The 22,374-nt window shown below is 71.8% G+C and carries 20 protein-coding genes and 3 pseudogenes; 13 read left to right on the forward strand and 10 right to left on the reverse strand.

The annotated features are described in order from the left end of the window. The first annotated feature begins 209 nt into the window (after window positions 1-209). Window positions 210-2,942: a pyruvate dehydrogenase (acetyl-transferring), homodimeric type gene (gene aceE, locus ABD374_RS06645; RefSeq protein WP_344492166.1), complete on the forward strand. Its 2,733-nt coding sequence runs from the start codon at window positions 210-212 to the stop codon at window positions 2,940-2,942. Window positions 2,943-3,014: 72 nt separating this feature from the next. Further along, window positions 3,015-3,812 carry a potassium channel family protein gene (locus ABD374_RS06650; protein WP_344492169.1) on the forward strand — a complete coding sequence of 266 codons (798 nt, stop codon included), beginning with the start codon at window positions 3,015-3,017 and terminating at the stop codon, window positions 3,810-3,812. A gap of 4 nt (window positions 3,813-3,816) precedes the next feature. Here ABD374_RS06650 and ABD374_RS06655 read toward each other — a convergent pair whose 3' ends face one another. The 3 genes from ABD374_RS06655 to ABD374_RS06665 form a co-directional block, all read right to left on the reverse strand. After that, window positions 3,817-4,080 (reverse strand): small hydrophobic protein, encoded by a 264-nt coding sequence (locus ABD374_RS06655; protein ID WP_344492172.1) that lies wholly within the window; start codon window positions 4,078-4,080, stop codon window positions 3,817-3,819. An 82-nt stretch (window positions 4,081-4,162) separates the two neighbouring features. Next, the gene (locus tag ABD374_RS06660) at window positions 4,163-4,525 is read right to left on the reverse strand and encodes a peptidase inhibitor family I36 protein (protein ID WP_344492450.1); all 363 of its coding nucleotides are present in this window, start codon (window positions 4,523-4,525) and stop codon (window positions 4,163-4,165) included. A gap of 169 nt (window positions 4,526-4,694) precedes the next feature. Continuing rightward, on the reverse strand, window positions 4,695-6,302 hold the full coding sequence (locus tag ABD374_RS06665) for an MFS transporter (protein ID WP_344492175.1): 1,608 nt from the start codon (window positions 6,300-6,302) through the stop codon (window positions 4,695-4,697). Window positions 6,303-6,417: 115 nt separating this feature from the next. Here ABD374_RS06665 and ABD374_RS06670 point away from each other — a divergent pair, with 115 nt between their 5' ends. The 4 genes and pseudogenes from ABD374_RS06670 to ABD374_RS06685 all read left to right on the forward strand — a co-directional run. Next, window positions 6,418-7,101 carry a TetR family transcriptional regulator gene (locus ABD374_RS06670; RefSeq protein WP_344492178.1) on the forward strand — a complete coding sequence of 228 codons (684 nt, stop codon included), beginning with the start codon at window positions 6,418-6,420 and terminating at the stop codon, window positions 7,099-7,101. Window positions 7,102-7,187: 86 nt separating this feature from the next. Then, window positions 7,188-8,399: an alpha/beta hydrolase gene (locus tag ABD374_RS06675; protein ID WP_344492181.1), complete on the forward strand. Its 1,212-nt coding sequence runs from the start codon at window positions 7,188-7,190 to the stop codon at window positions 8,397-8,399. 96 nt (window positions 8,400-8,495) lie between these two features. Then, on the forward strand, window positions 8,496-9,389 hold the full coding sequence (locus ABD374_RS06680) for a DUF4429 domain-containing protein (protein ID WP_344492184.1): 894 nt from the start codon (window positions 8,496-8,498) through the stop codon (window positions 9,387-9,389). Window positions 9,390-9,519: 130 nt separating this feature from the next. Beyond that, window positions 9,520-9,717 (forward strand): annotated as a pseudogene (locus tag ABD374_RS06685) (sensor histidine kinase); the annotation flags it as partial. 64 nt (window positions 9,718-9,781) lie between these two features. Here ABD374_RS06685 and ABD374_RS06690 read toward each other — a convergent pair. Continuing rightward, window positions 9,782-10,798 carry an aldo/keto reductase gene (locus tag ABD374_RS06690; RefSeq protein ID WP_344492187.1) on the reverse strand — a complete coding sequence of 339 codons (1,017 nt, stop codon included), beginning with the start codon at window positions 10,796-10,798 and terminating at the stop codon, window positions 9,782-9,784. 7 nt (window positions 10,799-10,805) lie between these two features. After that, window positions 10,806-11,261 (reverse strand): MerR family transcriptional regulator, encoded by a 456-nt coding sequence (locus tag ABD374_RS06695; protein ID WP_344492190.1) that lies wholly within the window; start codon window positions 11,259-11,261, stop codon window positions 10,806-10,808. Between the two features lie 86 nt (window positions 11,262-11,347). Between ABD374_RS06695 and ABD374_RS06700 the strand changes: the two are divergent. Both ABD374_RS06700 and ABD374_RS06705 read left to right on the forward strand, forming a co-directional pair. Next, a pseudogene (locus tag ABD374_RS06700) lies at window positions 11,348-11,854 on the forward strand (GNAT family N-acetyltransferase); the annotation flags it as partial. Between the two features lie 22 nt (window positions 11,855-11,876). Next, window positions 11,877-12,701, forward strand: coding sequence for a serine hydrolase domain-containing protein (locus ABD374_RS06705; protein WP_344492192.1), 825 nt, complete (start codon window positions 11,877-11,879; stop codon window positions 12,699-12,701). 18 nt (window positions 12,702-12,719) lie between these two features. On the opposite strand, the gene ABD374_RS06710 is transcribed toward ABD374_RS06705, so the two are convergent. The 4 genes and pseudogenes from ABD374_RS06710 to ABD374_RS06725 form a co-directional block, all read right to left on the reverse strand. Continuing rightward, window positions 12,720-13,235 (reverse strand): hypothetical protein, encoded by a 516-nt coding sequence (locus ABD374_RS06710; RefSeq protein ID WP_344492195.1) that lies wholly within the window; start codon window positions 13,233-13,235, stop codon window positions 12,720-12,722. Next, window positions 13,232-14,713, reverse strand: a complete 1,482-nt coding sequence (locus ABD374_RS06715) for an ATP-binding protein (RefSeq protein ID WP_344492198.1) — start codon at window positions 14,711-14,713, stop codon at window positions 13,232-13,234. Before ABD374_RS06715 ends, ABD374_RS06710 begins: the two co-directional genes overlap by 4 nt. Continuing rightward, window positions 14,707-15,393, reverse strand: a complete 687-nt coding sequence (locus tag ABD374_RS06720; protein WP_344492201.1) for a response regulator — start codon at window positions 15,391-15,393, stop codon at window positions 14,707-14,709. The genes ABD374_RS06715 and ABD374_RS06720 overlap by 7 nt, the downstream gene beginning before the upstream one ends. 57 nt (window positions 15,394-15,450) lie before the next feature. Continuing rightward, window positions 15,451-16,332 (reverse strand): annotated as a pseudogene (locus ABD374_RS06725) (lipid II flippase MurJ); the annotation flags it as partial. A 553-nt stretch (window positions 16,333-16,885) separates the two neighbouring features. Here ABD374_RS06725 and ABD374_RS06735 point away from each other — a divergent pair. After that, window positions 16,886-18,076, forward strand: coding sequence for a L,D-transpeptidase (locus ABD374_RS06735; protein WP_344492204.1), 1,191 nt, complete (start codon window positions 16,886-16,888; stop codon window positions 18,074-18,076). A gap of 7 nt (window positions 18,077-18,083) precedes the next feature. Here ABD374_RS06735 and ABD374_RS06740 read toward each other — a convergent pair whose 3' ends face one another. Further along, a complete protein-coding gene (locus tag ABD374_RS06740) occupies window positions 18,084-18,743 on the reverse strand; it encodes a pirin family protein (protein WP_344492207.1) in 660 nt (219 codons plus the stop codon). Between the two features lie 58 nt (window positions 18,744-18,801). Here ABD374_RS06740 and ABD374_RS06745 point away from each other — a divergent pair, with 58 nt between their 5' ends. From ABD374_RS06745 to ABD374_RS06760, 4 genes are all read left to right on the forward strand, one after another. Next, on the forward strand, window positions 18,802-20,001 hold the full coding sequence (locus ABD374_RS06745; RefSeq protein ID WP_344492210.1) for a PucR family transcriptional regulator: 1,200 nt from the start codon (window positions 18,802-18,804) through the stop codon (window positions 19,999-20,001). A gap of 89 nt (window positions 20,002-20,090) precedes the next feature. Next, complete coding sequence (locus ABD374_RS06750; protein WP_344492213.1) at window positions 20,091-21,011, forward strand: ACP S-malonyltransferase; 921 nt, start codon at window positions 20,091-20,093, stop codon at window positions 21,009-21,011. 12 nt (window positions 21,012-21,023) lie between these two features. Continuing rightward, on the forward strand, window positions 21,024-22,028 hold the full coding sequence (locus ABD374_RS06755; RefSeq protein ID WP_344492216.1) for a ketoacyl-ACP synthase III: 1,005 nt from the start codon (window positions 21,024-21,026) through the stop codon (window positions 22,026-22,028). 69 nt (window positions 22,029-22,097) lie between these two features. Beyond that, window positions 22,098-22,355, forward strand: coding sequence for an acyl carrier protein (locus ABD374_RS06760; protein ID WP_093800999.1), 258 nt, complete (start codon window positions 22,098-22,100; stop codon window positions 22,353-22,355). Window positions 22,356-22,374: the final 19 nt, after the last annotated feature.

A 22,374-nucleotide genomic window follows, 5' to 3' on the forward strand; every position in this document is an offset into this window, starting at 1 on the left:
GCTTCGGTAGGCCAATCGGTCCCGAACGGCCTTACGGAATGCAGCAACGTGTCGGGCGTAGGGTGGCGATTCGGCCGGATCCATCCTCGGCCGGCGCCGAACTTCTCACCGGGTGATGGTTACCCCTCGGTAAAGATGACGTTTGTGATTCCGGGGTAGACGATGGATGCGGCGCGACACCCCTCAGACCCAACCAGCGAAGGAACAGCGTGGCTTCCGGATCCGATCGCAATCCGATCATCATTGGCGGCCTTCCGAGCCAGGTCCCGGACTTCGATCCTGAAGAGACCCGGGAATGGCTGGACTCCCTCGACGCCGCCGTCGACGAGCGGGGCCGCGAGCGCGCCCGCTACCTGATGCTCCGTCTGATCGAGCGCGCGCGGGAGAAGCGCGTGGCGGTCCCCGAGATGCGCAGCACCGACTACGTGAACACCATCGCCACCAGGGACGAGCCGTTCTTCCCCGGCAACGAGGAGATCGAGCGCAAGGTCCTCAACGCGACCCGCTGGAACGCGGCCGTGATGGTGTCCCGTGCGCAGCGCCCCGGTATCGGCGTGGGTGGTCACATCGCCACGTTCGCCTCCTCCGCCTCGCTCTACGACGTGGGCTTCAACCACTTCTTCCGCGGCAAGGACGAGGGCGACGGCGGTGACCAGATCTTCTTCCAGGGACACGCGTCCCCCGGCATCTACGCCCGCGCGTTCCTGCTCGACCGGCTGAACGAGGCGCAGCTCGACGCCTTCCGCCAGGAGAGGTCGAAGGCCCCGAACGGTCTGTCGTCGTACCCCCACCCGCGGCTGATGCCGGACTTCTGGGAGTTCCCGACCGTGTCGATGGGCCTCGGCCCCCTCGGCGCGATCTACCAGGCGCGGATGAACCGCTACATGGAGGCGCGCGGCATCGCCGACACCTCCAAGTCGCACGTCTGGGCGTACCTCGGCGACGGCGAGATGGACGAGCCCGAGTCGCTCGGCCAGCTGTCCATCGCCGCCCGCGAGGGCCTGGACAACCTGACCTTCGTCGTCAACTGCAACCTCCAGCGCCTCGACGGCCCGGTGCGCGGCAACGGCAAGATCATCCAGGAGCTGGAGTCGCAGTTCCGGGGCGCCGGCTGGAACGTCATCAAGCTGGTCTGGGACCGGAGCTGGGACCCGCTGCTCGCGCAGGACCGCGACGGCGTGCTGGTCAACAAGCTCAACACGACCCCCGACGGCCAGTTCCAGACGTACGCCACGGAGACGGGCGCGTACATCCGCGAGCACTTCTTCGGTGGCGACCACCGGCTGCGCGCCATGGTCGCGAACATGACCGACGACCAGATCCTGCACCTGGGGCGCGGCGGTCACGACCACAAGAAGGTGTACGCGGCGTACGCGGCGGCCAAGGCCCACAAGGGCCAGCCGACCGTCATCCTCGCCCAGACCGTCAAGGGCTGGACGCTGGGGCCGAACTTCGAGGGCCGCAACGCGACCCACCAGATGAAGAAGCTGACGGTCGAGGACCTGAAGCGCTTCCGCGACCGGCTGCACATCCCGATCACGGACAAGCAGCTGGACGAGGGCTACCCGCCGTACTACCACCCGGGCCGCGAGTCCGAGGAGATCCAGTACATGCACGACCGGCGCAACGCGCTGGGCGGGTACGTACCGACCCGTGTCGTCCGGGCGAAGCCGCTGCCGCTGCCGGCCGAGAAGACGTACGCGGCCGCGAAGAAGGGGTCCGGTCAGCAGTCGATCGCCACGACGATGGCGTTCGTACGCGTCCTGAAGGACCTCATGCGGGACAAGGAGATCGGCAAGCGTTTCGTGCTGATCGCGCCCGACGAGTACCGCACCTTCGGCATGGACGCGTTCTTCCCGAGTGCGAAGATCTACAACCCGCTGGGCCAGCAGTACGAGGCGGTCGACCGTGAGCTGCTGCTCGCGTACAAGGAGTCGCCGACCGGGCAGATGCTGCACGACGGCATCTCCGAGGCCGGCTGCACCGCGTCGCTGATCGCGGCCGGTTCGGCGTACGCCACGCACGGCGAGCCGCTGATCCCGGTCTACGTCTTCTACTCGATGTTCGGTTTCCAGCGGACCGGTGACCAGTTCTGGCAGATGGCCGACCAGCTCGCGCGTGGATTCGTCCTGGGTGCGACCGCCGGTCGTACGACTCTGACCGGTGAGGGCCTCCAGCACGCGGACGGCCACTCGCAGCTGCTCGCGTCGACGAACCCGGGCTGCGTGTCGTACGACCCGGCCTTCGGGTACGAGATCGCGCACATCGTGCAGGACGGTCTGAAGCGGATGTACGGCGAGAACGCCGAGGACGTCTTCTACTACCTGACCGTCTACAACGAGCCGATCCAGCACCCGGCGGAGCCGGAGAACGTCGACACCGACGGCATCCTCAAGGGCATCTACCGCTTCAAGGAGGGCGAGAAGGGCGAGCTCCCGGCCCAGATCATGGCCTCCGGCGTGGCGGTGCCGTGGGCGGTCGAGGCCCAGCGGATCCTCGCCGAGGAGTGGAACGTCAAGGCCGACGTCTGGTCCGCGACCTCCTGGAACGAGCTGCGCCGCGAGGCCGTCTCGGTGGAGGAGCACAACCTGCTCCACCCGGAGGAGGAGCAGCGCGTGCCGTACGTGACGCAGAAGCTCTCCGGCGCGCAGGGTCCGTTCGTGGCCGTTTCGGACTGGATGCGTTCGGTTCCGGACCAGATCTCGCGCTGGGTGCCGGGCACGTACTCCTCGCTCGGCGCGGACGGCTTCGGCTTCGCCGACACGCGGGGGGCGGCCCGCCGCTACTTCCACATCGACGCGCAGTCGATCGTCCTGGCGGTGCTGACGGAGCTGGCCCGGGAGGGCAGGATCGACCGCTCGGCGCTGAAGCAGGCGATCGACCGCTACCAGCTGCTCGACGTGGCCGCGGCCGACCCCGGCGCGGCCGGCGGCGACGCGTAACGCCCACACGGTACGGAGGGCGGCGGGGCCCGCGGGCCCCGCCGCCCTCCGTCGTTCCCTACCATTCGGGGCATGAAGGTGCAGACAGCGCAGATCCGGTGGGAAGAGCGCACGCAGGGGCCCCTGCTGGGACTGGCGGTGGCTTTCGCCCTCGCGTACGCGGTTCCGATCGTCGCGCCGGACGCGGGCGGCGTGGTGCACCGGATCTGTCTGGTGACCGAGTGGGCGGTCTGGGGCGCGTTCGCCCTGGACTACGTCGTACGGCTGTCGCTGTCGCCGGGCAAGCGGTCGTTCGTCCGCAGCCATCCGCTGGACCTGCTCGCGGTGGTGCTGCCGCTGCTGCGCCCGCTCCAGCTGCTCCGGCTCGTCTCCACGCTGCTGCTGGTCGGCCGACGGGCCAGGACGGCTCCCCAGGTCCAGCTCACGACGTACGTCGGGGGAGCGGTGATCGGCCTGCTGATGTTCGGCTCGCTGGCCGTGCTGGAGGTCGAGCGGGACGCCCCCGGCGGGAACATCAAGACGCTGGGTGACGCGGTGTGGTGGTCGTTCACGACGATGACGACCGTCGGATACGGCGACCACTCCCCCACGACGGGACTCGGCCGGGTGCTGGCGGTGGGCCTGATGCTCTCGGGCATCGCGCTGCTCGGTGTGGTCACCGCGAACATCGCGGCGTGGTTCATCTCCCGCTTCGACCGGGACGACGCCGAGGAGCGGCGCCAGACGGCCGCGATCGAGCTGCTCACGGAGGAAGTGCGGGCCCTGCGGGCGCAGGTCTCGGAGCTGACGTCGGGGGCGGGGGTTCCGGCTCCCGGCATGGGCGAGGGGCCGCCCGTGGGGGCGGCCCCGGCGCCACGTCGTCCGGCGTAGCACGTCAGATCGACATGCCGTAGACGGCCGCACCGCCGATCAGCGCGATGATGGCGAGAACGGTGATGACCGCACCCAGGATGAAGCCGATCATGGCCGGCACGTTGCCGCTGTTGAAGCGCTTGCCCATCGCGATCCAGCCGGTGATCAGCGCGATCGGGCCGAGGATGATGCCGAGGGTGAAGAAGCCGATGATGCCGCAGATGAGCGAGACCCAGCTGAGGGCGCTGGTGTTGGACGGGCTGTGCGTACGGCTGTTGCTCGCCATGGTCACTCCCTGAGTCGTGCCCTGGAATTCGTGTGATCCGGGCTTGACCACCAGTTGCCCCGCTTTCCGGCGTGCATCCCCCTCAGTTCTCCCACACCTTGAACGCCCTCACCCGGTACGGCGACTGCGGCACCCAGGTCCCGCCGCCCGGATAGGTCTCGAACTCCCCCGTCTCCTCGCACTCCCCGGACTGGTACGTCGTGACGGGCCGGCCGGTGCGGTTGGCGAGGGCCTGGGCGTCGGTGCCGGCCGGCAGGGGGACGCAGCTCTCGATGTCGAGGCCGGACAGTTCGTGGGACTGGCGCCCGCCCTTGAAGTCCGGCTTCGCCCAGAGGCAGAGCTCCCCGGTCGCACAGGATCCGAGGCGGGGCGGCACGGCGTGGGTGGTCTGCGGCAGCAGCGCGGTGGCGGCCAGGGCTCCGGCCGCGAGGACGGTCGTACGCAGGTGGAACATCGGAATCGGCCCCCGTGTCGTGTGGATCAGTTGCTCCCACCCTGAGCTGCGGGAACGCGGTGACGGAAGGTGCCGGGGGCTGTTCCACCCGGATAGGCGACAGCCCCGCCGGAACCGTCCGGCGGGACTGTCGTGCGTACCGGGTTGACGCCGGAGGGCGTCAGATGTGGGCGCCGCCCGCGGCCGCGTCCGCGTTCTCGCCGCGCTTGGTCAGGGTGGCGACGAGCGCCGCCACGACCGCGACGACGCCCGCGACGGTGAAGGCGAGGTGCATGCCCGACACGAACGTGTCATGGATGACGGCGCCGATCTTGTCGATGACGGGCGGCTCCAGGCCCGCCTCGGCCAGTTCCTTCGTCGGCACGGAGGCGAACTCGGCCGCTTCCTCCAGCTTGGGGTCGGCCGGAATCGGGATGCCCGCCTCCTTCCAGTTGCCCGCGAAGTCGGCGCTGACCTTCGAGGACATGATCGCGCCGAGGACCGCGGTGCCGAGCGCGCCGCCGACCTGCATGGCGGCCTGCTGGAGACCGCCGGCGACGCCGGAGAGCTCCATCGGGGCGTTGCCGACGATGACCTCGGTGGCGCCGACCATGACCGGCGCGAGGCCGAGGCCGAGGAGGCCGAACCAGAGGGACATCATGGGAGTGCTCGTGTCGGCCGTGAGCGTGGTCATGCCGAACATGGCGGCCGCCGTGGCGACCATGCCGCCGACCAGCGGGACCCGCGGGCCGAACTTGGTGATGAGCACGCCCGCGAGCGGCGAGGAGACGATCATCATGCCGGTCAGCGGCAGCAGGTGCAGACCGCTGTCGACCGGGCTCATGCCGTGCACGCCCTGGAGGAAGAACGTCACGAAGAAGAGGCCGCCCATGAAGGCGACGGCCATGAGGACCATGAGGACGACGCCCGCGGAGAGCGGGACGGACCGGAACATGGCGAGCGGGACGAGCGGTTCCTCGACCTTCGTCTCCCAGACGGCGAAGACCGCGAAGAGGACGACGGAAGCACCCAGCCAGGCCCAGGTGCTGGGGCTGTCCCAGCCCCACTCACCGGCCTTGATGATGCCCCAGACGACGGCGAACATCGCGCCCGAGAGCAGCACGATGCCGGGGATGTCGAAGGAGCGCGGGGCGTTGGCCGCGCGGTGGTCCTTGAGGATCACCAGGCCGAAGACGAGCGCGACGATCCCGACGGGGACGTTGATGAAGAAGACGGACTGCCAGTTGACGTGCTCGACGAGCAGGCCGCCGACGATCGGGCCGCCCGCGGTGGAAGCGCCGATGACCATGCCCCAGATGCCGATGGCCATGTTCAGCTTCTCGGCGGGGAAGGTGGCGCGGAGCAGGCCGAGCGCGGCCGGCATGAGGAGCGCGCCGAACAGGCCCTGGAGCACCCGGAAGGTGATGACCAGAGCGATCTCGCTGGAGAGGCCGATGGCCCCGGAGGCGAGGGCGAAACCGGCGATGCCTATCAGGAAGGTCTGGCGGTGGCCGAAGCGGTCGCCGAGCTTGCCCGCGGTGATGAGGGCGACGGCGAGGGCGAGCAGATAGCCGTTGGTGATCCACTGCACGTCGGCGAGCGTGGCGCCGAGGTCCTTCTGGATGGCCGGGTTGGCGATCGCGACGATCGTGCCGTCGAGCGCGACCATCATCACGCCGATCGCCACGGAGAAGAGCGTCAGCCAAGGGTGTCCCCGGAGTCCCCTGGCCGGCCCCGCCGCGGGTTCCTGCGGCGGCGGAGCCTTGTCGATGGTCGTCTGACTAGTCATACCGACCAAGCTAATGTCAGTCACTGACAGTTGACAAACGAAATCACTCGCCGGTAACTGTCAGGTAGCTCACAGGTATCCTGAGCTGGACAAAGGCGAAAGAGGCTACCTTCGAATGACCGAGCGGCAGGCGACGATCGGATCGACGACGGGGCTGCGCGAGCTCAAGAAACAGCGCACCCGCGACGCCCTGCTGCGGGTCGCGCTGGAGCTCTTCACCACACAGGGGTACGAGCACACGACCGTCGACGAGATCGCCGACGCCGTCGAGGTCTCCCAGCGCACCTTCTTCCGCTACTTCGCCAGCAAGGAGGAAGTCGCCTTCGCCGTCCAGGAGATGGTGGAGTCGCGCTTCGTGGCGGAACTGCTCGCCCGCCCCCCGGAGGAGGGCCCGTTCGCCGCCATGCGCAACGCCGTCCTCGGCGCCTGGAACACCATCGGCGAGGCGATCGAGGCCGTCGTTCCGGTGGAGCTGCACATGCGCACCTACCGGATGATCGAATCGACGCCCGCCCTGCTCGCCGCCCATCTGCGCCGCTCCACCGATCTGGAGGAGCGGATAGCCGGGATCGTCGCCGACCGCGAGGACCTCGACCTGGACACCGACCCCCGGCCGCGGGTCGCCGTGGCGGCGTTCACCGGCGTCATGCGGGTGGCGGGGCGGCTGTGGGGACAGGGCGAGGACGCCAGCATGGAGTCGATCAGGACACTGACCGAGCTCTACCTGGACCACCTCGGTCCGGCGCTCGCCGCGGAGTGGCGTACGCCGGCGCGTACGCCGGGCGCGCACACAGGGTGACCGCATTCCGGCTACTTTCGATTTGAAACGTGATGTGCGTCACTGACTTCACAGCAGGCCCCGCGCTTCTCCTAGGGTGGCCCGCAGTGACTTCCTTCGACACCTCCCCCACCCTCAGCGCATGGCGCGCGCTGCTCGCCCTCGCCGTGGTGTTCGTCCTGCTGGCGACCACGGGATGGACCGCGATACGCCGCCACCAGGGCGGATCCGACCTCCGTACGGCATCGTTCGCCGCCTGGGCGCGGGGCGGCATCGACGGCATCGAGCTGCCGGAGGCCGGGTCCGCGCCCGGCCGCCTCGCCCGCTTCTTCGCCGGTCTCACCGCCTCCCAGCGCGCCCGGCTGGCCGACCGCTACCCGCTCGTCGTCGGCAACCTGAACGGCGCCCCGCTCACCCTGCGCTACCGGGCCAACCGCCTGTCGCTCGTCCGGGCCCACGCGGTCGAGCGGGAGCGCATGCACGACAGGCGGCTCACCCCGGCGGGCCGCCAGACGGCGGGCCGCAGGATGCACCGCTTCCGGTCGCTGACGGGCGAGGGACGGCAGATCCTCGCCTTCGACCCCGTCGGCTCCGGCCGGGTCGCGGAGGTCTTCGGCGACCTCGGACGCGCCGAACGGGTCTCGGTCGTCGTCCCCGGCGTCGACACCAATGTGGTGAATTTCGAACGGACGCGCCGCACGTACACCGCGCCCGTCGGCATGGCGAAGTCCTTGTACGCCGCCGAACGCGCCGCGGCGCCCGGTACCCGTACCGCCGTCATCGCCTGGGCCGACTACACCTCGCCCGTCGGCGTCGGCATGGACGCGGCCCTCGGCAGGCTCGCCGGGGAAGGCTCCCGGCGGCTCGACTCCCTCGTGCGGGCCCTGCCCGGTGACGCGCAGGTGTCGCTCTTCTGCCACAGCTACGGCTCGGTGGTGTGCGGCCTGGCCGCCTCCGCCCTGCCGCCCCGGGTCGCCGACATCGCGGTCGCGGGCAGCCCCGGCATGCGGGTCGAGAGCGCGCAGCAGCTCGGCACCGGGGCCCGCGTGTGGGCCACCCGGGACCGCGACGACTGGATCCAGGACGTGCCGTACCTGGAGGTCGGCGGGCTCGGCCACGGCGCGGACCCGGTGACGCCGGAGTTCGGGGCGCGGGTCTTCTCCGCGTCCGGCGCGGTCGGACACACCGGCTATTTCGAGCCGGGGACGGAGAGTCTCAGCAACTTCGCCGGGATAGGCGTCGGCTCGTACTCCACCATCAGCTGCGCGGGTGGCGACGGGGCCTGCCGGAGTGGAATTTCCGGCGCGGAAGCGAACTGACGCGCGTAGAACCCCGTATCGACCGGAGTGCGGTCACAACATTGCGTCCGGCGCCGAGGGGCGACGCACGGGCGCGCGCCGCATACGATGAGCCGCATGGGTGATGTGCTGGCCGGAATTCATGCCACCTGGGAGTTCGAGGACGACTCCGTGCTCATCCGCTTCGAACGGGGGATCCGCACGCCGAAGCTGTTCCAGGCGCTCGGTGAACGGCGCATCCCGCACGAGGCGCTGGCGTCGGTGACCCTGACGCCGGGCAAGCGCGGCACAGTCGTTCTGCACGCGATCCCGAGACCGGGCGCCGACCCGCTCATGGAGGCCGCCGCCGGGCAGCTGCGGGACGGCGCCGACCCGTACCGGCTGGTGCTGCCGGCCGAGCGCGAGACCCTCGCCGAGTACTACGCCGACGAACTGCGCGCCCTGCTCGGGTCCCACGCGAAGCTGCCCGCCGAGAAGTTCCTGGTGGCCGCCCCGCAGGCCCCGCTGTACTTCAAGGCGTACGACGGGAAGGCGTCCTTCGACGGGTCGCAGGTGTCGTTCCGCTGGTTCTGGACGGGCGCGTCCTCCGCCAAGTGGAAGGCGGGCGACCAGAACTTCCCCGTCCGGGAGCTGAACGGCGTCGAGTGGCGCTCCCCCGACGTCTTCGACGGTTACCTGCGGCTCCTGCGGCGGGCCGGCTCCATGACCGCGGCCCCGCCGCAGACCGCCCAGGCCGACCAGGACCCGGCGGCCGTCGTCTTCGGCCTGGGATACGGACCGGTGCACGAGTCCCTGCCGTTCGCGGCGGCGGTGCTCGGCTCGGTGCGCAGCGGAAGCGCGGCCGCCCTGGACGCGGTGCGGGCCGATCCCGTGCCCGCCCACGTCTCCGGGCGGCGCGACCCCGCCGACATCGCCGAGCGGATACGGCACCTCGGCGACCTGCACCAGGCCGGTCTGGTCACCGACGAGGAGTTCACCGCGAAGAAGGCGGAGCTGCTCGCGGAGTTGTAGACGGTCGTCATGCCCGGGTACGAGAGCGCTTCGCACCCCACGGTATGACGCCCGTACGCGGGCCGCCCGCCTCCGCCGGCCGGGCCATGACCGAACCTTCCCCGCACCGGCCCGCGCCCCCGCCGACGGCCTGGTCCGTGCCGGACGCCGCAACCTGCGCGCCCTCGCGCACGCCCTGACCCCTCCCTCGCACCCGCCGACGCCCCTGTTCGCCGACGCCCCGCGGCGGTGGCAGCGGCTGCTGCCGCACGCCGTGGCGCTCGCCCTCGCCGCCACGTTCCTCCCCGTCACGATCACCGTCCTCACCACCGACTACGCCGTGCCCGGCCGGGGCTGGCGTGAGGCCCGGGAGCGAGGGGCCGGACTGGTCCCGCCGGCCCCGCCCTTCCTTGCTACTCGCGCCCGGCGGAGGTGAACGACATGTCCGCGTACCGGCCGCCGGCGACCTGGCCCGCGATCGGTTCGAGCAGCTCCATCTCGCTCTCGGTGAGCAGGAGCCGGGTGGCGGCGGCGTTCTCCTCGACCCGGGCGGGCCTGCGCGTTCCCGGGATCGGCACGACGGGAAGCCCGTGCACCTGTGCCCGCTGCTGCACCCAGGCGAGCGCGACCTGCCCGAGCGTGGCGTTGCGCCCCTCGGCGAGCTTGCGCACCGGATCGAGCAGCGAGGCGTTCGCGGCGGCGTTGTCGCCGTTGAAACGGGGCTGGCCGCGGCGGAAGTCGCCTTCGGTCAGGTCCTTCTCGGCGCTGGTGAAGGAGCCGGTGAGGAAGCCGCGGCCGAGCGGGGAGTACGGGACCAGGGCGACGCCGAGTTCGCGTGCCGCCGGTACGACGCCCGCCTCGATGTCGCGGCTGAACAGCGACCACTCGGACTGCACGGCCGCGATCGGGTGCACGGCCTGCGCGGCCCGCAGCTCGTTGCCGGTGACCTCGCTCAGCCCGAGGTGCTTGACCTTGCCCTCGCGCACGAGCTCGGCCATCACGCCGACCGTCTCCTCGATGGGGACGTTCACATCACGCCGGTGCATGTAGTAGAGGTCGATCTCGTCGACCTCCAGGCGCCGGAGGCTGTCCTCGGCGCACTGGCGGATGTAGGCGGGCTCGTTGTTGATGATCCGCTTCGCCGGGTCGTGGGGGTCCATCGCCAGCGCGAACTTCGTCGCGACGACGACCTCGTCCCGGTGCGCCGCGAAGAACGGCGCCAGGAACTTCTCGTTCTCGCCGGCCGCGTACGCGTCCGCCGTGTCGTACAGCGTGATGCCGAGCTCCAGCGCCCGCTCCAGCGTGGCCCGCGCCTCGTCGGCGTCCGTGGGGCCGTACGCGAAGCTCATGCCCATGCAGCCGAGGCCCTGTGCGCCGACCTCCGGTCCATCGGTCCCGAGCCGGACTTTTTCGATCCTGCTGTCGCTCATGTGGGTTTCAGGCCCTCTCCGACGCCCGCCGGGCGTCCGCGTAAAAGTCGATCTTGTGGTCCAGTACGGCGAGCGTGTCATGGAGCTCGGCGATACGTGCGCGCACGTCCCTGCGGGTGGCCTCCAGCAGCTCCTGGCGCGCTTCGAGGGTGTGCTCGCCCTCCCTAGTCAGCTCGGCGTACCGGACCATGTCCGCGACCGGCATCCCGGTCAGCCGCAGCTTGCCGACGAAGGCGAGCCAGTCCAGGTCCCTGTTGCGAAACCGCCGCTGGCCGGTGTGCGAGCGGCCGATGTGCGGCATGAGGCCGATCCGCTCGTACCAGCGCAGGGTGTACGCCGTGAGTCCGGTGTACGCCGCGACCTCGCTGATCGTGTAGTGGTCCTGGCCCTCGGGGCGGGGGTGCGCCCGGGGCGCCGCGACGCAGAGGCCGGGGCGTGCGGGTGCGGTTTCCGTCACGGTCATGGCCTCCACGCTAGGACCTTGGAGTGCACTCCAAGCAACCGTAAACCTGAAGAAGTTTCCGGCCGCGCACATCAGCCTCCGTCCCCATGAGCCCCGTCCGCCGTGCCGACGCCGCCGACGCCGCGGAAGTCCTCCGCCTGCGCCACGTGATGATCGACTCGGTCTTCCCCACCAGCACTCCCCCGAGCTCTCGGCTTCGCTCGAGCGGGGAGGCGCACCCGCCCGACTGGCACACCGATTCCCTCCCCACCCTGCGCGGGAAACTGGCGGACCCGGACGGGAACTTCGCCGCCCTCGTCGCCGACCACCCGGACCGGCCGGGGGCCCTGGCCGCGCTCGCCGCCGGTACGGTCGAGTACCGCATCGGACGCTCCGGCAATCCGCGCGGCGCCGTCGGATACGTCTTCAGCGTCGCCACCGACCCCGGCCGGCGCCGCCGCGGCCACGCCCGCGCGTGCATGGAGGCGCTGCTGGACTGGTTCCGTGAGCGCGGCGTGGTGAGCGTCGACCTCAACGCCTCCGAGGAGGCGGAGCCCCTCTACGCCTCGCTGGGCTTCGTCCGCAAGCCCGACCCCTCGATGCGGCTCGACCTCTGGGGCCCTTACGCTCGTACCCATGCAGAGCCTGGCGATGACCGAGAACTGGCCGGTACCCACCGCGGCGGCCGCCGTCGTACGGGCGGACGGCACCGTCGCCGCCACGCACGGCCCGACCGCGCACCGCTTCCCGCTGGCGTCGGTCACCAAGCCGCTCACCGCGTACGCCGTGCTCGTCGCGTACGAGGAGGGCGCCGTCGAGCTCGACGAGCCGGCCGGCCCCGAGGGGTCCACGGTCCGCCACCTCCTCGCCCACACCAGCGGCCTCGCCTTCGACGAGCACCGCGTGACGGCGCCCCCCGGCGAGCGCAGGCTCTACTCCAACGCGGGTTTCGAGGTCCTCGGCGACCACATCGCGAAGGCGACGGACATTCCCTTCGCCGAGTACCTGCGCCAGGCGGTGCTGGAGCCGCTGGGCATGGCGGCCACCTCGCTGGACGGCTCGCCCGCCAAGGACGGCGTCTCGACCGTCGACGACCTGGCGCGGTTCGCCGCCGAGCTCCAGGCCCCGCGCCTGCTGGACGCGCGTACGGTCGCCGGGGCCACCGGCGTCGTCCACCCGGGGCTGAAGGGCGTACTGCCCGGGTACGGCCACCAGAACCCGAACGACTGGGGCCTCGGGTTCGAGATCCGCGACTCCAAGTCCCCCCACTGGACGGGCGGTTCGTCCTCCCCGCGCACCTTCGGCCACTTCGGCCAGTCCGGCACGTTCCTGTGGGTGGACCCGGACGCGGGGATCGCGTGCGTGGCGCTGACGGACCGGGCGTTCGGGCCCTGGACCGCCGAGGTCTGGCCGCCGTTCACGGACGCGGTCCTCGCCGAATTCGGCGGGAGCGCCCGCTAGCCGCACATGGCGGCCCCGCTAGTCGCAGGTGGCGGCCGGCAGAGGGCCGTCGCTTCCGGTGAGGGCCACTTCCACCAGGCCCTCGGGGTCCTCGGCGTGTGCCGTCGTGCAGACCAGCTGGCGGACGGCGGCGGCGTCGAGTGGGCGCACCGCGAACGCGACCGAGACGCGCACCTCTTTCGGGACGCCGGCCCGGCTGCCCGCCTTCTCGCCCGGCACCGGCTCCACCCGGACCGGCGTGCTGCCGGCGGGCAGCCGGGTGGTGATGCCGGCCGCGTGCTCCTCGGGCGTGGGGCCGTGCAGCAGCGCGGCGAGCTGCTTGGCGGTCGCCGCGGGGGTGGGCGCCGAGTCGGCGAGCCTGACCACGGGGATCGACGAGCCGTCCGGTCCGACGAAGAAGAGCAGCATCCCGTCCTGCCGGGCCACGTCCGCGACGGCCGGGCCGCCCGCCTCGACCACTTCGCTGCCCCGGATGCCGCACCCGGCGAGCAGCAGCGACGCCGACGCCAGAGCGAACGGGCGCACGTGCCTCACGCGGTCACCTCACTGGTGTTCAGGGGTATCTCGACGACGAAGACGGCGCCGCCGCCGGGCTCGTTCGCGGCCCGGACCGCACCGCCGTGCAGCCGTACGTTCTCCAGGGTGATGGCGAGTCCCAGGCCGCTGCCCGCCGAGCGGGTACGGGCCTGGTCGGCCTTGTAGAAGCGGTCGAAGACGTGCGGCAGCACGTCCGCCGGGATGCCGGGGCCCCGGTCGGCCACCTCGGTGACGAGCCACTGTGCCCCTTCGGCCGCCCCGGGGTCCTGCGGGCGCGCCTCGGTGCGCAGCCGGACCGTGACGGGCGGCCGTCCGTGCCGCAGGGCGTTGCCGACCAGATTGGCGATCACGACGTCGAAGCGCCGGGGATCGAGCCGGGCGCGGATGCCGTCGGGCAGATCCAGGACGATCTCGGCGGGGTCCGTCCAGTGGCGGCCCTGCAGGGTCCTGCGGATGGTCTCGGCGGCGTCGACCTCGTCGGTGTTCAGCTCGGCCGCGCGGGCGTCGAAGCGGGAGATCTCCATCAGGTCCTCGACCAGTACGGCGAGTTTGCCCGTCTCACTGCTGATCAGACGCACCGCCGCGGCCGTGTCCGGGTCGAGGCCGGCCGCGTCCTCGTCGAGCAGTTCGGTGACGGCGAGCATCCCGGCGAGCGGGGTGCGCAGTTCGTGGGAGACGTCGGAGGCGAAGCGGCGGGCGCGGGCCTCGGCGCGCTGGAGTTCGTCCACGGAGCGTTCGAGCGCGGCGGTGGACTCGTTGAAGGTACGGGCCAGCTCGGAGAGTTCTCCGCCGCCCTTGACGGGGATACGGGTGTCCAGCCGGCCCCGCCCGAGGCTGCGGGCCGCCTGCCGCAGGTCGCGGACCGGGCGCAGCACGCTGCGGGCGGCGAGGAGGGCGGGTACCAGGGCGATCGCGAGCGCCGGCAGGGCGCCGTCCCGGGCGGCGACGACCATGGCGTCGACGTTGGTCTGTTCGTCGGTCAGCGGCATGACGGCGGAGAAGACGAGACCCGTGGGGCGCAGGGTCCGGCCTTCCGTTCCGGGCGGGCTGGCCCGGAAGACGACGGGCACGGCGATGGTCAGGTAGGGCTCGCCGTCCTTGACGACCCGCTGGAAGCTGCCGTGCGGCGTGCCCCGGGCCTCACGGCGCAGCTCCGGCGTGATGACGGTGGAAGTGGGTCTGGTGCCGGAGGAGAGCCGCATCGACCCGTACTCGGCGTACACCCACCAGTCGCGGCCCTTGCCCTGCCGGGCGAGCGTGCGGACCATGCCCTGCATCTGTTCCGTGTTGGGCGGCAGATTGAGGTGGAACTCCTGGATCTGCTCGCGGAAGGACGAGACGGCCGTGTCCTGCGCCTGTTCCAGCAGGGCGTTGCGCGCCTCGCGGTAGGTGAGGGCGGCGGTGGTGCCGCAACCGACCGCGGCGACGAGCAGGAAGGCCAGGACGAGCCGCGTACGGAGTCCGGTGATCAGCACAGCGGCCCGAAGCGGTAGCCGAAGCCGCGCAGGGTCTGGATGTAGCGGGGGCTGCCCGGGGTGTCCTCGATCTTGTTGCGCAGCCGCCGTACGCACGCGTCGACGAGCCGCGCGTCGCCGTGGTAGCTGTGCTCCCAGACGTGTTCCAGCAACTGCTGCCTGCTGAAGACCTGTTCCGGGGCCGCGCAGAGGTGCAGCAGCAGTTTCAGCTCCGAAGGGGCGAGGGCGACGCGTTCGCCGGACTTGGTGACGGTGAGTCCGGCCCGGTCGACGGCGAGTTCGCCGTGGAACTCGACGGCGGGCCGCCCGCCGCCCGGTTCCTCGATGCGGCGCAGCACCGCCCGTATCCGGGCCTCGATCACTTCGGTGCGGGCCGGCTTGACGATGTAGTCGTCGGCGCCCGCCTCCAGGCCGATGACGACGTCGAAGTCGTCGCCGCGGGCGGTGAGCACGATGATCGGCAGCTGGCTGTCCTCGCGCACCCGGCGGCAGACCTGGACGCCGTTCATGCCGGGCAGCATCAGGTCCAGGAGCAGCAGGTCGGGCCGGAACTCGGTGAGGGCGGCGAGCCCGGCCTCGCCGGTGGCGGCGGTCCGTACGTCATGGCCCCGGCGGCGCAGCCCGAGCTCGACCCCTTCCCGTACGGAGGGGTCGTCTTCTATCAGGAGCACGCGTGGCATCTGTGGAGTATCCCAAGTGGTCGTCGGATGATCGTGGCGGCGCCCACGGCCGGCCGCTCACCGCTTCGCCGGGCGCAGCCGCCGGACCGCGCCCGAGAGCAGCGCGTCGACTTCCGTCAGCCGCAGGGGTTTCGCCAGTACGGCGAAGACCGCGACGATCGCGGCCGCGCCCGCCGCCCTCGCCGCCACGGCTCCCGCCCCGGCGGCCCAGCCGGCCGCGAGGTGGCCGAGCGCCGCGGCGGGCAGCGCGGCCGCCAGCAGCCGGGCGTGGGCGGCGAGAGCGGGTGAGCGTCCCGCCGTCCGGCCGGCGGGCAGGCGCCGGTGCAGGGTGTACGCGGTGAGCGCCCAGCCCGCGAAGAGCGCCAGCGAGTAAGCCCCGGCCATGCCGGTCACCGCCCAGCGCGCCGGCAGCAGCAGGTACGCGGCCGTGGACAGGCCCGCGTTGAGCCCGGCGATCAGGAGGTTGAGGAGGAGGGGGGTGCGGGTGTCGCGCAGTGCGTAGAAGGCGCGGGAGAGGGCGTACTGGCCGGAGAAGGCGATCAGGCCCGGTGCGAAGGCCGTCAGGATGCCCGCCATCGCCGCGATGTCGTCGGCGCCGGTCCTGCCGTACTGGAAGACGACCGCCATCAGCGGCTGCGCCAGGGCGAGGAGCGCGCAGGCCGCCGGGACGACGGCGACGGCGCTGGTGCGCAGCGCGTACGAGACGTCACGGCGCACGGCGGCCCCGTCCCCCTCGGCCGCCGCCCCGCTCATCCGGGGCATCAGCGCGGTGACCAGCGAGACCGTCACGATCCCGTGCGGCACGGCCCACAGGAGGTAGGCGTTGTTGTACGCGCTGAAGCCCACGCCGTCGATGCCGAGGCCCGCCGCCCGCTGCCCCGCCGCCGTGGCCAGCCGGGTCACGACCCAGTACGCGGCCTGGTTGGTGAGGACCAGGATGGCTCAGCAGCGGGGTGAGCCATCCGTCCAGGTCCGGGTCGGCCCAGTCCGCGTACGGCCCCTCGGGCAGGTAGGCGAAGTACTTGCGGGTGCCGGGGGAGGGGCGCAGCAGGGCCAGCGCGACCCCGGTCAGCCCCTGCGCGCCGGGGGCGCCGGGCCCCTCCCCGGGCCCCCAGCCGATCAGCCGGGGCTGCCACCCCTCCTTGACGCCGGCCCAGGACGGGCACTGCAGGAAGCTGGGGCCCGGGGGCCCGGCCGCGCGGGACGCGAGGAACACGCGGTAGACATCGGCGGGGACGGGCCCCGGGCGTGTTTCCTGGCCACGACCGGCCGCCGTCACGAGCAGCGCTGACACAGCGTAAGCCTCCGTTTTCCGCCCCCTGGTGGGTGGGACGGGCAGGAGATTCGCAGCCGTCCGTGACCGTGCCGCACGGCGAATGTGACCGGACGGCGACCATTTCCCCGCAACCGCCGTCACCTGGCCGCCGAGAGGGTTTCCGGCGCTTTCCGCGGCCTAGAGTCCGGGCATCCCACCTTTTCCCGGAGGCTTCCCTTGAGTCATATACGTGCGCGTTCGGCTGCCGTGGCCGTCGTACTGGGTGCCGCGCTCTGCGCCTGCTCGGCCGGTGCCGGAGGCGTCTCGCCGCCGGCCGACGCGAAGCCCGGCGGCCGGGACCGCCCGGTCACGGTCACCGTGACGCCGGACGGCGAGGGCGCGGCCGCCGGGAAGCCGGTCGTGGTCGGGGCGGAGGGCGGCACGCTGTCCTCCGTGACGGTCACCGACGCCGCGGGCGGGCGGCTCACCGGCCGGAAGGCGGCCGGGAAGGCGTCCTGGACGTCGGACCGCAAGGCGGCGCCCGGTACGACGTACACGGTGGAGGTGAGGACCCGCACCCGGGACGGCCGGAAGGTCACGACCCGAACGTCGTTCACCACCGCCGCCGCGGACCGGGTCAACAAGCTCTCGCTGGCGCCGGGCAAGAACACCACGGTCGGCGTCGGCCAGCCGCTGTCGGTCGTCTTCGACCACCCGGTCGCCCGCAAGGCCGACGTCGAGAAGCAGCTCGAGGTCACCACCTCGAACGGCACCGAGGGTTCCTGGGGCTGGGTCCGCGACCACTCCGGCAAGGACCGCGTCGACTGGCGCCCCAGGGAGTACTGGAAGGCGGGTACGGAGGTCACCCTCGACGCGCGGCTCAAGGGCACCGACTCGGGACGGGCCGGCGGCTGGTTCGTCCGCGACTACCGGACCGGCTTCACCGTCGGCGCCCGCCAGGTCGTCCGGGTCGACCTCGACCGCAAGCGGCTCACCCTGGAGCGGAACGGGAAGAAGGTGCGGGAGATCCTCGTCTCCGGCGGCACCCCCGGCGGCGACAAGCGGTCCTGGAAGGGCACCGCCGTGCTCATGGCGAAGGAGGGCACCATCAACATGAACTCCGAGACGGTGGGCCTGGGCGACGCCTACGACAAGATGGTCGACCACTCGATGCGGCTCACCTGGTCGGGGATGTACGCGCACGCCGCGCCCTGGAACGCCGCCCACTTCGGCAGGGCCAACAAGAGCTCGGGCTGCATCGGCATGAGCGACTCCGACGCGGCGTACTTCTACGGCCAGGTCCGGGTGGGCGACCCGTTCGAGATCAAGGGCGCGGACACCAAGGGCACGATCGCCGAGGGCAACGGCTACGGCGCGTGGAACCTGTCCTGGGAGCGGTGGAGGGCCAGGAGCGCGCTGCACGGCTGACGCAACGTCAGTCGCTCATCTCCCACAGCAGCACCTCGGCGGGGGCGGCGGCCGCCACCAGTTCCAGGCCGCGCGCCCCGGTGATCCGGGCCGCGTCGCCGGGCCCCAGCCCGTGCTCGCCGAGGTCGAGGCGGCCCCGTACGACATGGACGTACACCAGCGGCGCGTCCGGGACCGCCGTCCGCCCGCCGACCCCGGGGCGCCGCACGTGCAGCAGCGCGCCGGCCGCCGGCAGGGCGTACGGCGTGGCGTCGGCGATGCCGCGCACCACCTCGTACGAGGGCGCGCCGCCGGGGCCCTGTGGCGCGAGCCACATCTGCACGAACACCAGCGGCTCGTCCCCGTCGTTGCGCTCCACGTGCCGGACCCCGGCACCCGAGCTGAGCCGCTGCACGTCGCCGGGGCGTACGACGGTGGCGTGCCCGGCCGAGTCGCGGTGGGTCAGCTCGCCCTCCACCACCCACGTCACGATCTCGGTGTGGCGGTGCGGGTGCTCGTCGAATCCGGCGCCGGGCGCGAGACGTTCCTCGTTGCAGGCGAGCACCGCGCCGAAGCGGAGGTGGCCGGGGTCGTAGAAGTGCCCGAAGGAGAAGGCGTGCAGGGACTCGATGCCGGCGGAGGCGTCGCCCCCGCGGAAGCGGTCCGCGGAGCGCCGTACAGAAATCACAGGGACCACCGTAGCCCCGGCCCGACGCGCCGAGGTTCCGATAAGGCAGTCTTGTCCCGTGCCCCAACCCGATCCTGAGCAGCCCGCCGCGAACGCCGCCCACCCGCACACCGCGACCCTGCGCCGGCTGGAGAAGTCCTCCGGCCGCCTCGCCGCGAACGCGATCGCCCGCATGGACGAGACGCTGCCGTGGTACCGGGCCATGCCGCCGGAGAACCGGTCGTGGATCGGCCTGGTCGCTCAGGCCGGCATCGCCGCGTTCACCGAGTGGTTCCGGCATCCCGAGACCCCGCAGGCCATCTCCACCGACGTATTCGGCACCGCGCCGCGCGAGCTGACCCGGGCGATCACGCTGCGCCAGACCGTCGAGATGGTGCGTACCACGATCGAGGTCATGGAGACCGCGATCGAGGAGGTCGCGGCGCCGGGCGACGAGTCGGTCCTGCGCGAGGCCCTGCTCGTGTACGCCCGCGAGATCGCCTTCGCGACCGCCCAGGTGTACGCGCAGGCCGCCGAGGCCCGCGGCGCCTGGGACGCCCGCCTGGAGTCCCTCGTCGTGAACGCGGTGCTGTCCGGCGAGGCCGACGAGGGCGCGGTCTCCCGCGCGGCGGCGCTGGGCTGGAACTCCCCGGAGCACGTCTGCGTCGTCCTCGGCACCGCGCCCGACGGCGACTCCGAGCTGACGGTCGAGGCGATCCGGCGGGCCGCCCGGCACGCCAGGCTCCAGGTCCTGACCGGGGTGCTCGGCAGCCGCCTGGTCGTCATCGCGGGCGGCAGCGACAACCCGCTCCAGGTCGCGAAGGCCCTGATCGGCCCGTACGCGGCGGGCCCCGTGGTCGCCGGGCCCGTGGTCCCGGACCTGCTCGCCGCCACCCGGTCCGCGCAGGCCGCCGCCGCCGGGCTCAAGGCGTGCCAGGCCTGGCAGGACGCCCCGCGCCCGGTCCTCGCGGACGATCTCCTCCCGGAACGGGCCATCGCGTCGGATCCTGCCGCGCGGGAGCAGTTGGTGGAGGAGATCTACAGACCGCTGGAGGAGGCGGGCTCGGCGCTGCTGGAGACGCTGAGCGTGTATCTGGAGCAGGCGAGCAGCCTCGAAGGCGCGGCGCGGATGCTCTTCGTGCACCCCAACACCGTGCGCTACCGGCTCCGACGTGTGACGGACGTCACCGGCTGGTCACCCTCCGACGTCCGTTCCGCGTTCACGCTGCGGATCGCCCTCATCCTGGGGCGTCTGGCCGACGGAGATTCGCAGCCCTAGACTTTTGTCGTAATCCAACAATTCCCCCGACGGTTCTTGGTCCCTGTCCCCACGGGCCCGCACAGCCGTCCGCAAGAGAGAGTGTGAGGGTGCTCGTACTCGTCGCTCCCGGCCAAGGCGCCCAGACGCCCGGCTTCCTGACTCCCTGGCTCGACCTCCCCGGCGCCGCCGACCGGCTCGCCGCGTGGTCCGACGCCATCGGGCTCGACCTTGTCCACTACGGCACGCAGGCCGACGCGGACGCGATCCGCGACACGGCCGTCGCACAGCCCCTGCTGGTCGCCGCGGGCCTGCTGTCGGCCGCCGCGCTGGACGCCCGCGCGGACGTCTCGGCGGTCGCCGGTCACAGCGTCGGCGAGATCACCGCCGCCGCGTACGCCGGTGTGCTCACCGAAGAGGCCGCGCTCGGTTTCGTACGCACCCGCGGCCTGGGCATGGCCGAGGCCGCCGCCGTCACCGGGACCGGCATGTCGGCGCTGCTCGGCGGTGACCCCGAGGTGGTCGTCCCGCACCTGGAGAAGCTCGGCCTGACCCCGGCGAACGTGAACGGCGCGGGCCAGATCGTGGCCGCCGGCACGCTGGAGCAGCTCGCCGCGCTGGAGGCGGACAAGCCCGAGGGCGTACGCCGTGTCGTACCGCTCAAGGTCGCCGGCGCGTTCCACACGCACCACATGGCCCCCGCGGTCACCGAGCTGGGCAGGGCGGCGCAGGACCTGGTCGTCTCCGACCCGGCCCTCACGTACGTCTCGAACGCCGACGGCAGGGCCGTCCCCACCGGCTCCGAGGTCGTCGCACGTCTGGTCAGCCAGGTCTCCAACCCGGTCCGCTGGGACCTGTGCATGGAGACCCTCAAGGAGCTGGGCACCACCGCGCTCATCGAGGTCTGCCCCGGCGGAACGCTGACGGGTCTCGCCAAGCGCGCGCTGCCCGGTGTGAAGACGCTCGCGCTCAAGACCCCCGACGACCTCGACGCGGCCCGCGCGCTCATCGCTGAGCACGCGGCGCGATAGGAGCCCGAGAGCATGTCGAAGATCAAGCCCAGTCAGGGCGCCCCGTACGCGCGGATCATGGGTGTCGGCGGCTACCGTCCGACCCGTGTCGTGCCCAACGAGGTGATCCTCGAGACGATCGACTCGTCCGACGAGTGGATCCGCTCCCGCTCCGGCATCGTGTCCCGCCACTGGGCCTCCGACGAGGAGACCGTGGCCGCGATGTCGATCGAGGCCGCGGGCAAGGCGCTGGCCGACGCCGGGATCACCGCCCAGCAGGTGGACGGCGTCATCGTCTCCACCGTCTCGCACTTCAAGCAGACCCCGGCCGTCGCGACCGAGATCGCGGACAGGATCGGCGCGGGCAGGCCCGCCGCCTTCGACATCTCGGCCGGCTGCGCCGGCTTCGGCTACGGCCTGACCCTCGCCAAGGGAATGATCGTCGAAGGCAGTGCGCAGTACGTCCTCGTCATCGGCGTGGAACGGCTCTCGGACCTGACCGACCTGGAGGACCGCGCGACGGCCTTCCTGTTCGGCGACGGTGCGGGCGCGGTCGTCGTCGGCCCCGCGCAGGAACCGGCCATAGGCCCGACCGTGTGGGGTTCCGAGGGCGACAAGTCCGAGACCATCAAGCAGACCGTTCCGTGGTCGGACTACCGGAACGCCGGCGAGGTCGCGAAGTTCCCGGCCATCACGCAGGAGGGCCAGGCGGTCTTCCGCTGGGCCGTCTTCGAGATGGCGAAGGTCGCCCAGCAGGCGCTGGACGCGGCCGGGATCACCGCGGACGACCTGGACGTCTTCATCCCGCACCAGGCGAACATGCGGATCATCGACTCGATGGTGAAGACTCTGAAGCTGCCGGAGCACGTCACGGTCGCCCGTGACGTCGAAACCACCGGCAATACCTCGGCCGCCTCGATTCCGCTCGCGATGGAGCGGCTCCTGGCGACCGGGCAGGCGAAGAGCGGCGACACCGCGCTGGTCATCGGCTTCGGGGCGGGTCTCGTCTACGCCGCGACGGTCGTTACCCTCCCCTAGGCACGTCCGGACCGTTCCGGGCCTGCCGCTTCACCCCATTCCCTCAGCCCAACACGAAGGAGCGCCGCAATGGCCTTCACCCAGGAAGAGATCGTCGACGGTCTCGCCGAGATCGTCAACGAGATCGCCGGCATCCCCACCGAGGACGTCCAGCTGGACAAGTCCTTCACCGACGACCTGGACGTCGACTCGCTGTCCATGGTCGAGGTCGTCGTCGCCGCCGAAGAGCGTTTCGACGTCAAGATCCCGGACGAGGACGTCAAGAACCTCAAGACGGTCGGTGACGCCGCCGACTACATCGCGCAGCACCAGGTCTCCAAGGCCTGAGCCTGACATGCGTCTGTCG

This window comes from Streptomyces enissocaesilis, from assembly GCF_039533765.1.
GTDB lineage: Bacteria > Actinomycetota > Actinomycetes > Streptomycetales > Streptomycetaceae > Streptomyces > Streptomyces enissocaesilis.

Bases quoted from the DNA above. Each gene is read 5' to 3' on its own strand.
- ABD374_RS06650 (WP_344492169.1), top strand. From the start codon at position 3,015: ATGAAGGTGCAGACAGCGCAGATCCGGTGGGAAGAGCGCACGCAGGGG.
- ABD374_RS06655 (WP_344492172.1), bottom strand. From the start codon at position 4,080: ATGGCGAGCAACAGCCGTACGCACAGCCCGTCCAACACCAGCGCCCTC.
- ABD374_RS06665 (WP_344492175.1), bottom strand. From the start codon at position 6,302: ATGACTAGTCAGACGACCATCGACAAGGCTCCGCCGCCGCAGGAACCC.
- ABD374_RS06670 (WP_344492178.1), top strand. From the start codon at position 6,418: ATGACCGAGCGGCAGGCGACGATCGGATCGACGACGGGGCTGCGCGAG.
- ABD374_RS06680 (WP_344492184.1), top strand. From the start codon at position 8,496: ATGGGTGATGTGCTGGCCGGAATTCATGCCACCTGGGAGTTCGAGGAC.
- ABD374_RS06690 (WP_344492187.1), bottom strand. From the start codon at position 10,798: ATGAGCGACAGCAGGATCGAAAAAGTCCGGCTCGGGACCGATGGACCG.
- ABD374_RS06695 (WP_344492190.1), bottom strand. From the start codon at position 11,261: ATGACCGTGACGGAAACCGCACCCGCACGCCCCGGCCTCTGCGTCGCG.
- ABD374_RS06705 (WP_344492192.1), top strand. From the start codon at position 11,877: ATGCAGAGCCTGGCGATGACCGAGAACTGGCCGGTACCCACCGCGGCG.
- ABD374_RS06720 (WP_344492201.1), bottom strand. From the start codon at position 15,393: ATGCCACGCGTGCTCCTGATAGAAGACGACCCCTCCGTACGGGAAGGG.
- ABD374_RS06755 (WP_344492216.1), top strand. From the start codon at position 21,024: ATGTCGAAGATCAAGCCCAGTCAGGGCGCCCCGTACGCGCGGATCATG.
- ABD374_RS06760 (WP_093800999.1), top strand. From the start codon at position 22,098: ATGGCCTTCACCCAGGAAGAGATCGTCGACGGTCTCGCCGAGATCGTC.